The 14,436-nt window shown below is 64.7% G+C and carries 13 protein-coding genes; 8 read left to right on the top strand and 5 right to left on the bottom strand.

Features of this window, described 5'->3' with window-relative positions:
* The first annotated feature begins 517 nt into the window (after window positions 1-517).
* The 8 genes from AC0685_RS37170 to AC0685_RS37135 all read left to right on the top strand — a co-directional run bounded on the left by AC0685_RS37170 (window position 518) and on the right by AC0685_RS37135 (window position 8,202).
* The gene (locus tag AC0685_RS37170) at window positions 518-898 is read left to right on the top strand and encodes a TIR domain-containing protein (protein WP_478229756.1); all 381 of its coding nucleotides are present in this window, start codon (window positions 518-520) and stop codon (window positions 896-898) included.
* 4 nt (window positions 899-902) lie between these two features.
* The gene (locus AC0685_RS37165; protein ID WP_478229755.1) at window positions 903-1,853 is read left to right on the top strand and encodes a caspase family protein; all 951 of its coding nucleotides are present in this window, start codon (window positions 903-905) and stop codon (window positions 1,851-1,853) included.
* Window positions 1,853-2,326, top strand: a complete 474-nt coding sequence (locus AC0685_RS37160) for a hypothetical protein (RefSeq protein ID WP_478229754.1) — start codon at window positions 1,853-1,855, stop codon at window positions 2,324-2,326. Before AC0685_RS37165 ends, AC0685_RS37160 begins: the two co-directional genes overlap by 1 nt.
* A complete protein-coding gene (locus AC0685_RS37155; RefSeq protein ID WP_478229753.1) occupies window positions 2,323-2,973 on the top strand; it encodes a DUF6338 family protein in 651 nt (216 codons plus the stop codon). Before AC0685_RS37160 ends, AC0685_RS37155 begins: the two co-directional genes overlap by 4 nt.
* 1 nt (window position 2,974) lies before the next feature.
* The gene (locus tag AC0685_RS37150) at window positions 2,975-3,169 is read left to right on the top strand and encodes a hypothetical protein (RefSeq protein WP_478229752.1); all 195 of its coding nucleotides are present in this window, start codon (window positions 2,975-2,977) and stop codon (window positions 3,167-3,169) included.
* Between the two features lie 1,022 nt (window positions 3,170-4,191).
* Window positions 4,192-6,165 (top strand): ankyrin repeat domain-containing protein, encoded by a 1,974-nt coding sequence (locus AC0685_RS37145; RefSeq protein WP_478229751.1) that lies wholly within the window; start codon window positions 4,192-4,194, stop codon window positions 6,163-6,165.
* A 749-nt stretch (window positions 6,166-6,914) separates the two neighbouring features.
* Complete coding sequence (locus tag AC0685_RS37140; protein ID WP_478229750.1) at window positions 6,915-7,778, top strand: hypothetical protein; 864 nt, start codon at window positions 6,915-6,917, stop codon at window positions 7,776-7,778.
* Between the two features lie 16 nt (window positions 7,779-7,794).
* Window positions 7,795-8,202: a hypothetical protein gene (locus AC0685_RS37135; RefSeq protein WP_478229749.1), complete on the top strand. Its 408-nt coding sequence runs from the start codon at window positions 7,795-7,797 to the stop codon at window positions 8,200-8,202.
* A 10-nt stretch (window positions 8,203-8,212) separates the two neighbouring features.
* Here the strand turns inward: AC0685_RS37135 and AC0685_RS37130 are convergent, their stop codons facing one another.
* The 5 genes from AC0685_RS37130 to AC0685_RS37110 form a co-directional block, all read right to left on the bottom strand.
* Complete coding sequence (locus tag AC0685_RS37130) at window positions 8,213-8,455, bottom strand: hypothetical protein (RefSeq protein ID WP_400563116.1); 243 nt, start codon at window positions 8,453-8,455, stop codon at window positions 8,213-8,215.
* Between the two features lie 63 nt (window positions 8,456-8,518).
* Window positions 8,519-9,145 carry a prepilin peptidase gene (locus AC0685_RS37125; RefSeq protein WP_478229748.1) on the bottom strand — a complete coding sequence of 209 codons (627 nt, stop codon included), beginning with the start codon at window positions 9,143-9,145 and terminating at the stop codon, window positions 8,519-8,521.
* A 457-nt stretch (window positions 9,146-9,602) separates the two neighbouring features.
* Window positions 9,603-10,046 (bottom strand): hypothetical protein, encoded by a 444-nt coding sequence (locus AC0685_RS37120; RefSeq protein WP_478229747.1) that lies wholly within the window; start codon window positions 10,044-10,046, stop codon window positions 9,603-9,605.
* 14 nt (window positions 10,047-10,060) lie between these two features.
* Entirely contained in the window at window positions 10,061-12,013 is a 1,953-nt protein-coding gene (locus AC0685_RS37115; RefSeq protein WP_478229746.1) for a hypothetical protein, read from the bottom strand.
* Window positions 12,013-14,430, bottom strand: a complete 2,418-nt coding sequence (locus tag AC0685_RS37110; protein ID WP_478229745.1) for a hypothetical protein — start codon at window positions 14,428-14,430, stop codon at window positions 12,013-12,015. The genes AC0685_RS37115 and AC0685_RS37110 overlap by 1 nt, the downstream gene beginning before the upstream one ends.
* Window positions 14,431-14,436 lie beyond the last annotated feature (6 nt).

Genomic DNA, 14,436 nt, shown 5'->3' with positions numbered 1-14,436 from the left:
CAACGCCACCGAGGCACAGGTAGGTCACCGTCCCGAAAGCTCATCTGCCCGTCCGTCTCGTCCGCAACCCGCCCGCGGTGGTCACGAACTCCGATACGTCGCTTTAGCCGCTGAGGTCGATGCTGCCGCGCCGAGGCAACGAACGCTCAAACGGCCAGGCGCCAGTCGCAAGCGCAACGTGAGCATCGGTCCGCATTCGGCCGCCGCAGCGGCGCAGACCGCCACCATGGAGCGTCAGGCATACGTTTGGCCATCGGAGAATCCATATCTCGCTGAGTTCGAGACCACCAACCTGGCGCTCGCCGGTCTGGTTGCTCGCACGGCACATCGAGGTCTCTTTTCTGCACCTTTCTGTTACACATGTGATCTTCCGTACGACTACCGACTGTTGGCTGGCGCAGCAGCCTCGGCCGGGACTGCTCGTGGAGCAATTTGTCGGTCTCCCCGGGTACGGTGCGTGGCCATCGATGGGACGGCGTGTGGGCATAACGACGATGCAGGTGAGTGAGGGATCGGGATGGCGGATCGTAAGACGGTGTTCATCGCCTTCGCCAAGGAGGACGAGGCGAAGCGGAACCTGTTCACTGGGCAACGTGTGTCGACGAGGACACCGTTCGAGTTCACCGACATGTCGGTGAAGGAGCCCTACGAGACCGAGTGGAAGACGCGGGTCCTTACGCGCATCCGCCGTTCAGACGGGGTGATCGCCTTGATCTCCCGTAGTACGCCTCGGGCGACCGGGCAGTTATGGGAAATCACCTGCGCGGCGAAGGAAGGCAAGCCGTTGATCGGCATCTGGCTGGACAACGGCTACCGGGTCAAGCCGCGCGAGTTGGGTGCCACCCGGTGTGTGGACTGGACATGGGCCGGAGTCGCCGCGTTCATCGACGGGCTCTGAGCCTATGCGGCGCGCAATTCTGGTCGGGATCGACCACTACGACAACATGCGGAATCTGGGTGGTTGTGTCAACGACGCGACCGCGCTGGAACCGCTGCTCGCACGCAACGAGGACCAGTCCGCGAACCTGGCCTGCCGGTTGCTGACCGGGAAGGTGTCCCGGCGTGTCCTGATGACCGGTGTGCGTGAACTGCTGGCAGACGGCGCTGACTTCGCCCTGCTGTACTTCGCCGGCCATGGCACCCCCGTGGCCGGCGACGTCGCCCTCGTCACCAGCGACGGTGAGGAGGAGACGCCGGGGGTCCGATTCTCCGAGGTGCTGGATATCGCCGCGAAGTCGCAGGTTAAGGAGATCGTGGTGATCCTGGATTGCTGCTTCGCCGGGGGCGCGGGCACGGTCACCGCTCTCACGCAGGCCGCGGTGCTCCGCAGCGGCATGTCCATCCTGACCGCTAGCCGCGGAGACCAGACCTCCGCCGAGTCCGGCGGACGTGGGCTGTTCTCCACCCACCTCGAGGGCGCGCTCGACGGTGGCGCGGCCGATGTACTGGGCCATGTCACCGTCGCCGGTCTTTACGCCTACTTGTCGGAATGCTTCGGCCCGTGGGACCAGCGACCGACATTCAAGGCCAACATCGACCGGCTACACGACCTGCGGCGATGCGACCCGTCACTCCCGCTGACCACGCTGCACAAGCTCACCAACTGGTTCCCCGAGCCCGACTACCACTACCGGCTCGATCCCAGCTACGAGCCCGACAAGACACGGTCCGGCCTGGACCCGCACCCGGAGAACGAGGACATCTTCGACCAGTTGCAGAAGTGCCGGGCGAACAAACTGGTCGAGCCCGTGGATCATCAGCACATGTACTACGCGGCGATGGAGAGCGGCAGTTGCAGGCTGACCGCGCTGGGGCAACACTACTGGCAGATGGCGAAGCAGGGCATGCTGTGATGACGATCGGGATCAGCGGACACCAGAATCTGCCGTCCCAGGCGCGAATCCGTGCAGAGAGGGACATCCGCGCACTGCTGGCTCGCCAGGCCGGACCGGTGACCGGGCTATCCAGTCTCGCTGCCGGCGCAGATCACCTGTTCGCCGAGCTGCTGGTGGAGGCCGGGCACCGGCTGCACGCGGTGATTCCCTGCCGCAGCTATCAGGACACGTTCACCGGTGACGCGCTGACGACATACGAGCTGCTGCTTACGGCTGCCGAAGCGGTCACCGAGCTAGACTTCGACAAGCCCAGTGAGGAGGCCTTCGACGCCGCAGGGAAGTACGTGGTCGAGCACTGCGACCTGCTGGTGGCGGTATGGGATGGACTTCCTGCGCACGGCCTCGGCGGCACCGGCGACGCGGTCGCCCACGCCCGCAACCTCGGCCGCGACGTGCTGATCATCTGGCCCGAAGGGGTACGGCGAACGTGATCTCCACCTTCCAGGGACTGCTAGTCGCCGTACTAGCACTGCTGCCCGGCGCTTCCTACACGTTCGCGCTGGAACGGGTCGCGGGCAGCTACGGCGTGAGCTTCTCCGACCGGCTCGTCCGCTTCCTAGCCGCCTCAGCTGTGATACACGCGGTGTTCGCAAGCGGCGAATACCTGGTCTATCGCTACCTGATCGCCGAGCACCGCCTGCAGAACGGCACAGCCAACCTCTGGCTGATGCAGGGCCTTGCGATCGGGTACGTCCTGCTGCCCACCCTGGTGGGCAGCTTCATCGGTTGGGGCCACAAGCACCACAAGAAGTGGGCAGTGCTGCTCATCGGTGCCGCCCCTGAACCCCGCGCGTGGGACTACCTGTGGCGCCGCACTCCGCGGGCGATCGTCCGGCTGAAGCTGAAGTCGGGCCCCTGGCTGGCCGGGTACTACGGCTACATCAGCGGCGACCGCCGCTCCTACGCCTCCGGGTACCCAGAGGAAGGCGATCTTTACCTTGCCATGGGCCTGACAATCGACGCCACCACCGGCGAGCTGGCCCGGACTGAAAGCAACCGCCCTATCCCGATCACCGGCGACCGGGGGATTTTGGTGCGCTGGCCCGAAATCGAGTACATCGATATCCAGGAGTTCTGACATGACCGAACGATTCGACCACAATGAGCCCCTCCACACCACCAGCGATCCCGTCGACAACGGCTTCGAGAAACGCGGCGGATACCCCGCACCCAAAACCCCATTCGAACTGCCTGAGGTGCCCTCCGGCCCTGCACAGGGAGCTGGCTCGGATGCTGAATCTCAGGCCGGCACCACGTCCCAAAGCGGCGACTAGCGCCGGAACACCATGTATCGGCACGGCCGTCCTCTCACCGCCGGTCACTCCACGCCATCCGGCGGCGAGGCGCGCTCGTGAGTCGTTGTCCCGTGGCGATCAAGCTCGGTACCACAGTGACCGTGGTGATCTCGGGTGCGTACTTGCCGCTGCGGCGGCGTCGGTTGTGATAGTCGCACAAGGCGCCCAAGACCGTCAGCTCACAACCCAGCATCACCTGGAGTCGTCCGACATTCGTGTGTTGCCGCAGGATCAGCGAATTCCCATGATCTCGGCCCTTCTGACCAGTACCCTGTCCCTCATGCCGGTGCGTCGTAGGATGCACCCCTGCAGAAATCCGGAACATTGCACCCACGACGGCTCTGATCGCACCTAGTGACGAAGTTATGCGCGGCATGACTCAGGAGGAGACCGGGGTGCACCGTTCAGACCGTGAAACGTCAGGATTGGCCAACATTGTACGGAGAGCCGACATACTCAGTGAGGATTGCACGAACTGTGCCTCACGGGTGGTCTCACCTCGGCCGGAGCCCGCAGCGGGCTGGGTGTGCGCGGACTGCGGTCAGCCTCTGACACTCTCGGCCGAAAGGGCCGACGCTGAGACTGCGGTTCTGGCGCTGCTTGGCAAGGTGGATCTCGACGGCGGCGACCCCGCCGAGGCGCTCTTCCGACGAGGCGTAACCGTGCGATTCCTCCATTCATTCACCTCGCGATTCGCTTGCTGGGATTGGCCGACCTGGCGGGTTGTCCACGACCTGGTGCGGCCAGCGACCGCCTCGACCCGAAACCGGTACTTTGATGTCGTTGAGGGGAGCCATCCTGAGGAGTGCGGGCCGCCGGAAGTGTTCGTCTCTCACACGTGGGCCGCCCGGTGGGGCACAGTGGTGGGTGCGGCTTCCTACGGTTCACGGGACGGGAACCGGCGAGTTTGGCTGGACGTCTTCGCAGTCCGCCAATGGCCACACCGGGCTGCCGACTTGAACTTCCGCGAAGTCATCGAGAGATGCCGGGCTGTGCTCCTAGTGATCGATCACGAGGTCGTCGAGGAGTCTAATCTCAACGACCTCGAAGAGCTGACCACCCGGCGCGATGTCACCATTCACTCGGTCATGGCTGAATCCGTCCGGCATAAGCTGCCGCTGGCCCGTTCCTGGTGCCTGGCCGAGATCGTGGCCGCCCATACCCACGGGCGCCCGGTGGTCGCCCTGGTCGGGCAGTCGATCACGGACCGTTCCGATGCCACCAGTCGGTATCTCAAATCGCCGCGCCGCATCACCGGGGGGACATGGCGTCCGGAGCGGCAGTTCGCCATTACGAATTTCGGGCTTGTGGAGCTACTTTCCGAACTCGTTAATGTGGAGCAGGCCGAGACAACCCTGGAAGAGGACAAGCGCCGGATCGATACCAACATCGAGGCCTCCATCGGCTACGACAGGTTCAACGCCTCCGTCCGTGCGATGCTGATCGGCGCAAGTCTCGATGCACCGGAGGCCGAAGTCGTGCTTCCACTTCTGTGCGACGATGACGACCAACAGTTGCGCCAGCGCGCGTCACAAGAGGCAGGCATCGACCATGCGCGCCTGCTGGGCACTCTCATCGGCCTCGGCGCTGCCTCGGCGGTGTCGACCTTGGCCGATGAATACGGGTATGACCTTGAGGACCAGCGCATGCTAGCACTTTGGGTGGCGAGTGGCCGAGGACAGCTCCCCGTCGCCCGGATCCTCGTGGACGACTACCGCGTATCGGTGGAAGGGCGAGCGGGCAACCAAATGACGCCGCTCGCCGCGGCGGCCGCCGGGGGCAACCTCGACGTCGTCGAGTTCCTCCTGGAGAAAGGGGCACTGATCGACACGCGAGCACGTCTCAAGCGCACACCGCTGATCAATGCCGCGATGTGGGGGCACGCACGGATCGTGTCCGTCCTCGGCCGGGCCGGCGCCGACCCCGACCTTGTCGACGACGAGGGCTATTCGGCTCTGGCTCATGCCGTGTTCGGAAGGCACATATCGGCAGTGCGCGCACTTATGTCGGACTGCGGAGCGAACGTGAATCTAGCGGCGGGCCCTGCAGGCTTTTCAGCGTTGCACTGGGCGGTACGGCACGGCCTCACCGACATCGCCGACGTCCTTATCACCGGCGGCGCGGATGTCGATGTCCGCGCCGAGGACGGAACCACGCCGTTGATCACTGCGGTATTGAACGGTTACACGGCTGCGGCCGTGCTGTTGGTACGCGCTGGCGCGCAGGTCGAGGCTACCAACGACTCCGGATTCGGGGTACTGGCCGCGGCGGTCGACTATGGGGACCCGTCGCAGTGTCACGTCCTGGCCGAGGCGATCCCCACAATCAAGTACGGCGTCTTGAAGAACCAGCGGTTTCGGGGAAAGTACAGTGCCGTCGACATGGCCATCCTCGCCTCGGACCCGGCGATGGTGACGGCACTTGTCGAAGCATTCGCCTGGGACCTTTCAGCGCGGCCGAGCGGAGGACTGCCTCCAGTCTTCCTCGCTGTCATGACCGCGGCGGCCGAGACCGCGGAAAGCCTGGCCACGCTGTCAGAGGTCATCGCCTGTGGTGCCGACCCGACCGCACGTGATGGCGCTGGCGCCTCTGTTCTCTTCGTCTGCCGGTCCTCCCGTGTGCTGGCCGTTCTCACCGACGAACCGGTCGCCCGGGCCAACTTGGCCGCTATCGTGAACGACCGGATAGCCGACGGAAGATCCGCGCTCCATGTCGCAGCCTCGATGAACCTCGCCGAAATCGTTCGTGCGCTCGTCGACGATCTCGGTGCGGAGCCCGATTTGCCCGGACCGTCTGGGGTTACTCCGCTAATCTTGGCTGTCCGGCATAGCGCCACAGCCGTAGTGACGACGCTGGTCGAACTTGGCGCCGATTCATCGATCCCAGCGCCGGATGGGTTGACACTCCTGCAGGTGGCTGAAAAATACGCCGGTGAGGAAATGGGTCTCCTGATCGACCGGCTGCCGAAGCACTGACTCCACGCTAGATGAACGGTGCTTGCTATGAAACTCGACGAAATGTTGGGTCTGGGTAAGCGTCCGGAGCGTCGGCTAGGTCGTCTTCCGTGGTCGCCCTCCACCTGCGCCTTGCCCTGGTCGGGCTCGTTCCCATGTCCGGATCTCAGCTTCACGTGAAGGCGACCAACCAGGTGTCCGACCGATGACAACGTCCGGCTCCGGGAACGGGTGATCCGCGACGTAGCGGCGCCGCCATAGGGCGACGGTCCTATGCGAGACATCAAACCACTCCCCGATTTCGACCATCCCGAGGTACCGAAGGGTCAGCCCTTCGCCGGCCGGACGGCCATCTTCCACCCGATGGTTTTCGCCGCTCACCAGGCTGAAGTTAACAGGAACCTGCACGTCCGGCCCGGACCAGCGGCAACGCGGCATGTCTCGCCACAGGCAAACCTTGTTGACTAAGTGCGCGAAGTTGCTTACCTTGAACCTTGTTCACCTAGTACTCAAGGTTTCTTCGGGAGGCGCAATGCGGCACATCGACGCCGAGTCTTTGGCTGTTCGGAAGCGGTTCGAGGGGCGTCGCCATGGCCGAACACGTTGAAGCAGCCTGGTGCCCGCCCGAACCACGTGAGCTTCCCGCCTTGCGCGAGCATCTAGCCGAGTACCTCACGACCTTCGCCGCTCACCTGTTCACCTCGGCGCTGATACGGCAGGGGCGAGGGACGCTTCGCCCCATCGGTGATCCGGACATCGGCGCCGAGCTGATGCTGGCGGACGAGTACCGGCGGCTCCATCAAGCACAGCTGTTCTACGTCACCAGCGACATCACGCCCCTCGTTCACCATGCCGCCCGGAATCTTCGGGACCGCTGGGACATCGAACCTCAAGATTTGCCCGCGCTGACCGGCTTCATGCTTTTCGCCGAACCGCTGGCGACCTACGCAAGGGCAGACGGCAAGGAAGTCGCCATCGTCGCCGTCTCCTGGGGAGAAACCACCCTCATCAGCCATCCCGACGGTGGAATCTGGTTGACCTTCTGGAGTGCCACCGACTTCGCGGCGGTCATCGCGAAGTTCCGCGCGGTGGGCTTTCCGTCGGCTGAAGCGACCCGGCTCGCGCACGCGCAGAATGCGGAGCTGACGTGGGACAACGAGATCTACATGCCGTGGGGAGCTACCCAAGCCGTCGTCCCCGACGAGCCCGGCGGACGAGCCCTAGACCCCACCAAGGTCGCCGCCGCCAAGACGACGATCGACTGGCTGCGCGTAGTCCACGCCGGTTGGATCTTCTGCCAGCCGAACGGCTTCACGGAGGTAACCGACGAGCATCTCCCGAAGACGTTGCGCAAGCGGTCTGCGCGAGCCGGTCACTCCACGAACCCTGTACGAGTGCTCTCAGTCAGCCAGAAGACGCCAACTCGACCGGCGCGTGCCTCGGAGCCGAGTGGACGCACCATCGGTGTCCGCTTCCCAGTCCCTCCATTCCTTCGAAGGCAGGCGTACGGACCCAATCACTCGCTCCGACGCTGGAAGGTCGTGTCCGGCCACTGGCGCGGCCCGGCTGACGCACCGGTCCGAATCGGCAAGAAAGTCAACCTGATCGACGCTCCCCCACCTGGACGCGACTGAAGTAAGGCAGGAAATCATGATCGCAGTCAAACGACCGAATCCGACCGACAACGTCATGTCGGCGGCCCATCACTGTCTCGCAGCCGAGAACTTCTTCGCTCGTGCCAAAGAGCTTTACGACGAAATCGCAGACGTTCCTCAGCGGCGGAACCGCTTCCATCGTCGACTGACGGATAGGCTGGAGCAGTCGTACAAGAACTATCTGGAGTGGGCACGTTTCCATCTCCAGATGGCAGAGGTCATCACGCAGGGCAGCAACCTCGTGATGACGTACAACCGCGCCTCGTCCACTTTGGACCCACGGCTTCTCGGTACGGACGTGGCCCATGAGGTTATTTGCTGGGATGGGTTCATCGGCGGACAGCCGCGCGACGGCCGGGAACGATGGCTACCGAAGCCGGGCACGGCTGACGCCGAATACTGAACCGGTCAGCTCACAGCAGGTCTTCGTAACCGAGATCCGCGGCGACGTCCTCGACGAAGTCCTCACCTGGGACGCCGGGATGTTCGTTCTCCACGTCCCAGGCCGCGTCGCCGACGGCGTCGCCACCTTCTTCCAGTGCGTCGACGACCATCTCGACCAACCCACGGGCCTGGTCATCATCGAGGTCGAATCGCTGGGCCGCGTTCGATGCGGCTTGTTCGAGGTCCTGGTCGTACCACGGAGGTTCGTACATCGGCGGGCTCCTTTGCCTGGTGTCTGAGCCCTCAGAACATGGCGTTCTCGACGTGCGTTCGATTCACGCGGCCAACGTCGCGCTCAGAACGGTGGCGGCCAGCATCGGCGGCGCGAGCGGCATACGACCGTCACGAAGACTCCAACGCTTCACGAGCAGACTGAGCCCGGCGAGCAGGGCGGCCAGCAGATAGGAACCGACGATCCCGGTCAGGAGCCACTTCCACCCCAGCCAGCCAAGCAGCATCCCCAAGCTCGGCGCCAGCTTGACGTCGCCGGGTCCTGGATCGCCGGTGAGGAGGAACGACACCAGCAGCACGCCGCCCCACACCACGGCTCCGACGAGCGCCATGGTCAACGACGGCGCTGAATCGGTTATCAGCGCCGCGGTGACCAACGTGATGGCCACTCCCACGGCCAGGGGCGCAGTGAGCCGGTCCGGTACCCGGTGTTCGACGACGTCGACAGCGGCGGCCGGCACGCCGATCATCGCAAGGAGGGCGCCTGTGGCGATCAGGCCGGACGGCCAAACTGCGGCAGCCGCTCCGACCACGGCTGCTGCGGCCACGATCGCGATGTAGTGGGGGCGCTTCGGCGCCGTCTTGAGAGTGGCGCGGAACAGCAGTGCCGATACCGCGGCCAAGCCGCCGCCGAGGACGAACCCGACGACGATACGCAGGTCGACGTTCATCTAGCGGTCGGCACTCTCGTCCATCCAGTCATCGTCACACGGACTCGGAGGCTGGCCCGCCGAATCGGCCTTCACGTCGCTCGACCGTGTGAACGCCTTGCCCGTAGGCCGAACCGGATCTCGGCGCCGTACCAAGAGCCGACTTCGTTCGAACGTGCGCGACGGTAGTGCCACCCCGGATGATTCGAGACCGCGAGCCCACGACGGCACTCGCAGGTGGTCACGCACCACCACCCGGGCCGCACACGCAAACCCGCCTGGCCCACGGGCGGGAAGTGATCGGCGAGCGCCGCAGTCGCCTTCGTGATGATCTCGCCGAGCGAGGAGCCTCGAACAAGCAGCTGACCGTGCGCCTCGAGGTGTTCGGCGACCCATTCGACGTCGCACAGCTGAGGTTCTGAAGTCGCACTCATACCCGAGACAAGCCCCGGTGATGAGCCGCTTGATGCGGTGAAGCTCAGTCGTGGTCGAGCGCTTCGAGGCCCTCGCGTTCGCCAGCGGGGATCGTGGTCATCCAGGTGTCGAAGTCCTGAAGGACCAGGAGCCGGCCGGACCGCGCCGGCTGCACGGTCGCCGTCGCACCACCGACAAGGTCGAGCCGGAGCCGCGAGCCATCGAGCCATGCCGCAGTTATGTGGAGTGCCCGACGTCGGACAATCGCCGGGTCGAAGACGGGGAGCCGCGTTTCCGGGTCTTGGAATGCCGCGCTCAGCGGCCGGATCCAGAAGAGGGTGGGCTCGTCCGTATCCCGACGTACGTGCCTGGCCAGCGCGACCCGTTGGTCGCCGCCAATGACGAGTTCGGCGCCAGGCAGCAGGTCGTCGGCCCGCTTTTGTGTGCGGCCGGCGACCAGGTCATCGAGGATGCGCTCGGCCTCGATGAGGTCGATCTCGCGATTCACCGGTCATCTCTCCTTCATGCCTTCAGAACATCGTCGATCGGCTTGCCGGCGATGTGCGTGATGCCTTTGGCCGTGAACATGGCGTGGATCTCGTCGCGCTGCGTCTTGCTGTCGCAGAGGATTCTCGACGGTCCTTCAGCACCCAGCAGGTCGATTCCGTCACCGAACATGACCTCGTTGGCGGGGCTGGAGAAGCCGGCGATCTTGAAGGGGTCTCGCGTGGACGACGCGTACTTGCCGGTCTTCGAGGGATTGACGGCCCCGTAGGTGTCCGCGTTCGCGCCGTAGTAGTCCGCGCGGTGCATCAGCCGCTCGGGTTGGTCCCACACCAGCTTCGGGCCATCGTGTGACGGTGGCTTGCCGAGCACGCGCAGGAAGACGGAACTCGCCCCGCCGGTGAGCTTGTCCTGGTCTTCGCTCATGCCGACACCGCGGCTCACCCCCATCAACGTCCGGCGCTCGGTGGACGCGAGCACACCGTTCGCCAGCATCGCCTTCAGCCCCGATGCCGACGTGGCGTGGACCAGAGCCTTGCCCTTGAACGCAGTGGTCAGCTTCGGCATCGAGTTGCCGACATCGAATCGGTTCCACGTGAGCCAGCCGCCGGACCGCCGGGGAGCCGGGTCGTAGCCCGCGGTGGCGGCGAGCGCGTCGCCGGTCTGGTGCCCGGTCACCTTCGCTACGGCTTCGCGCAGAACCTTCACCTTCGTCGGTAGTGCCTGTGTGTGCGCGTCCAGCTGGATGTCTTTGGCGAACCGCGCGAGCTGAGCGTCGTCCAGGCCGACGGCGAGGTGAGCACGCTCATGGAAAAGCTCTTGGCGCGTCATCTCCTCGAGCTGATCGCCAGTCGCGATGGCTGCCTGCACCTCGGTCTTGCCTGCCAGATTCTGTGCCTTGACGTTCGCGACGAGGTAGCCGTATTCGCCTTCGGCTTGGGTCATGGGGCGGTTGGCCAGGTTGAGCTGCCCGAGCCGTTTGACCACGTCCGGGCCGTGGCCTTCACCGGCGGGCGCGACGATCTCGAGCCTGCCGCGCAAGGAGAACTCCGTCGTCTTCGGCGAGTTGACGCTGTAAGGCCGGTAGACGGCCTGGAATCCATCGCCGAGGTTGATCATGTACTCCTTGCCGACGACCTTCTCCCACCGCGCCATCCCGTTCCAGCTGGCCTGGCCGGTCTCGGAGTCCAGGGTCGGCTTGATCCGGGTCGCGTCACGCAGGAGACCGGCGACTCGGTGATCGCCATGGTCGCTCGCGAGTACGGGCATCGTCACGGTAACGGTCGCGATGCCTTCGTACAGATATGGGCTGACGTGCCCGACGTTCTTCGCCGCCGTGGCCGCCGCCTCGACGTCGGCCAGCTTCGACGCGTAGTGCGCCAGCATCGCGGAGTCCGCCGGTCCGGGGCTGTCACCGACATCCTTGGCTGCAGCGGCCATCGCCGCCTTCGCGTCACTGATCTTCTGGTCGGTTGTCGACGGCAGATTCCCAACGGACAGATCTCCCGCTTTGATGTGGTGGTTCACGCTCTTCGCGGCCGCGATGATCTTGTCGGCGAGCTCGTGTTGCTCGTCGACCGGCAGCCGTCCATGGACGACCTGCTCGACCTGGACGGGCGCTGTCTCCTTGGTGACGTTGATGGCGTCGAGCAGTTTCTCTTCCGCCTCCTCGCTGACCAGCGCGTGCAGCACGGTGCGTGGACCTTCGGCGCTGGCGTAGCTCACCAGGGTGGCACTCGAGGCGTGCAGGTCTGTCCCGCCCACCAGAATCGGCTCGCCGAAGGGCTTGCCGACGTCCGGCGTATCGGGGATAGGTGTGAGCGGCTGATCGCCTGTTTCCGTGGAGCTGCCCACTTCGACCGGCGCATGCGCATCAGCGGAGACCACCTCATCAGAAGGCTCCGGCTCGGCCGCCGGGGTCGAAGGCGTGATCGAGTAGCTCGCGTGAGCCGTCTTGGAGTTGGTGCCCATCAGGTCTTCCCCGCGTGCTGAAGGGCCGCGGCGTTCTCCAGCTTCAGCTCACCGAGGAAGAACGCCGCGAAATCCTTACGCAGGTTGTTCTTGCGCTCGACCGCGTAGTCGAGGAAGGCTTCAGCGACCTGTTTCGTGGTCACCGAGGTTTCGGCGATGCCATGGTGTTTGGCCGCCCTCGAACGCATCGCCGGAGCCCACTTCATCTGCTTCTGCGCGGCGCCGGCGTAGGCCGCAGACCGCAGCAATCCGCGCCACTCCGCGTCTGGAACCGATTCGAGGTGCTTGATCACCGAGTGGGCGGCCGCGGGGTTGACCCGGACTCCTTTGGCGAGCTTGCCCGCCTTGAAGGCGTCGTACGCCTGGTGGTAGACGGCCGTCGTGTTGTTCGGCCGGAACGACATCGACAGCTTGTCCTGGCCGTAGAACTTGAACGACTGCCCGTGGTCGATCGGGACGAGGCCGCCCTCCCCTGTCCGGAGGACGTTGCCGGTGTGCGGATCGTGGTTCCCCAGAGCCCAACTTGCGACGTGCAGGCGGACGATGTCGTCGACGTCGGTCTGCGACCAGGTGGAGGGGTTGCCGGACATCTCGGTCGCGCCGACGAGCATCGGCTGCACGGAGGCCGGCTTTCCGTTGATCTTGGTGGCGAATACGGGGACCACAGGCAGACCTGCACGGTGAAGTGCTCGCGAAGTAGCGGCCTCGGCTGCGACGACCGCGCCGCCTCGTGGAGTCGCTTCTCCTTTCGCGAGCCACGTTTTGCCGTCTGGCCCGGTGTGCAGCGTCTTCGGATGCGTGCCGCCGAGATGTGCGGGTTTGCCGGCACCGAAGTCCCAAGCCTCGACAGCAGACGGATCGACCGACTTCGGCAAGGCCGCGAGAGCGGCTTTGGTCTGCTTCAGCGCTGAGAGCACCTCGGCGTGCTGGCGGCCGAACGCACTCCTCGGTGCCGCCAAGATCGGTGCCTTCGCGACCTTGGGTGGCAATGACTTCGTGCTGTTCTTGAGAGCCACCTTCTCTTGCAAGCTGTGCTTCAGCGACGCGACCGCCGCGGTGGATCCATAGGCTTGGTGGACCAGTATCGACTTGCAGAGAGACTTCGTCGCAGCTGCGGCTTGATCGGTTGAGAGGAGGCCGGTGGAGACGACGAAGGCTCGCAGGTCCTTCAGTTCCTGTTGGTCTGCCCACGGCGCGATCTCGGTGTGCGCGACTTGGAGGGTCACGTTGTGCGCGAGTGTCGGCTCGACCGGTTTCCAACCGCCCATGTCCATGTAGGTGACGCCCGCCTGGTGCGAGTGGTCGAGGAACTTGCTCATCGCCGCGATGCCGCCTGGTTCGGCGAGGCTGGGCAGGCCACCGGGACCAAGTGCTTTTTGCAGCTCGGCGATGTTGGCTTCGAACGTCACTTTCGTTGCTGCGCGCTCGACGGCGAGGTGCTCGAGGTCGAGCCGTTCCTGCTTCTCGGTCGACGCACGCAGCAGCTTCAGAACCTGGTGGGCATTGAGTACCTTGGCCTGGAAAGGCGCGATCTGGTCGTGGTCCTTCGCAGCTTGTATCGCGGCGGAGAGTTCATGTGGACCGATGTCGGTGAACGCCTGGTCGACTTGATGCTTCGCCGCGGAACGTATCGTCTCCAGGTCATCCAGCGCGGGGTTGTGGGCGGTCGCCAGCTTGTTTTCCGCAGCGATGAGAGTCGCGACGAGGTCGGGATCAGCCCACGAGCCGTTGACCTTGGCTGTCTCGACAGCACCCGCGGCCGAGTTGATCGTTTCCTGCGCCGCCTGGACCTCGGCAGCGGTCGGCGTCCAGGATGTAAACCCCGGAGGCACGCTGTGGCTTGGCGTTGCGACCAGGCTCGCGTCGAGTTGCTGCCACTGCTCCAGCGTCTTGCCACCGACTGTTTCGCCGGAGCACAAAGCCACGAATCTGTTGATAGCGACGCTCTGGATCGTCTGCTTCGTGATCGCGTCGTCCGGATAGGACGGATCGAGCCAGTGCACCAACGGGTTTCCCGTGGTCTCGGACAGTCCCACCAGTGCTGGGTGCTTGAATCCGTGCGCTATCGCGAGCTCCTTGAGCTCGTCCTGGGTCATGCCGTTCAGGAACAGCTCGCACTGAGTGTGCAGGGCGTCCTCGAACTCAGTTGGGTCACCGCTGAGTTTCGCGATTTCCGCTTGCGCCTCGTGGACCGCCTCCACGAACATCGCGTACCGTTCTCCGATTTCATCGGGCAGGTCGAGCGTCGTTGGCTCGAAGGGGTTCTCGGGATCAACTCCGTTGAGGGCGAAGCCTTCGACGACCGACAAGGCGATTTCAACATCAGTCCACTTCGGACCGTCCTCGAGTGGCAGCCCCTCGGAAGCTGAAGGGCCGACAACGTAGGCCGCGTGCTTGGTTTTGGAATTCGTTCCCATGGAGAC

This window comes from Amycolatopsis sp. NPDC043889 (assembly GCF_056435645.1).
This window is presented reverse-complemented; position numbering and strand designations above follow the sequence as displayed.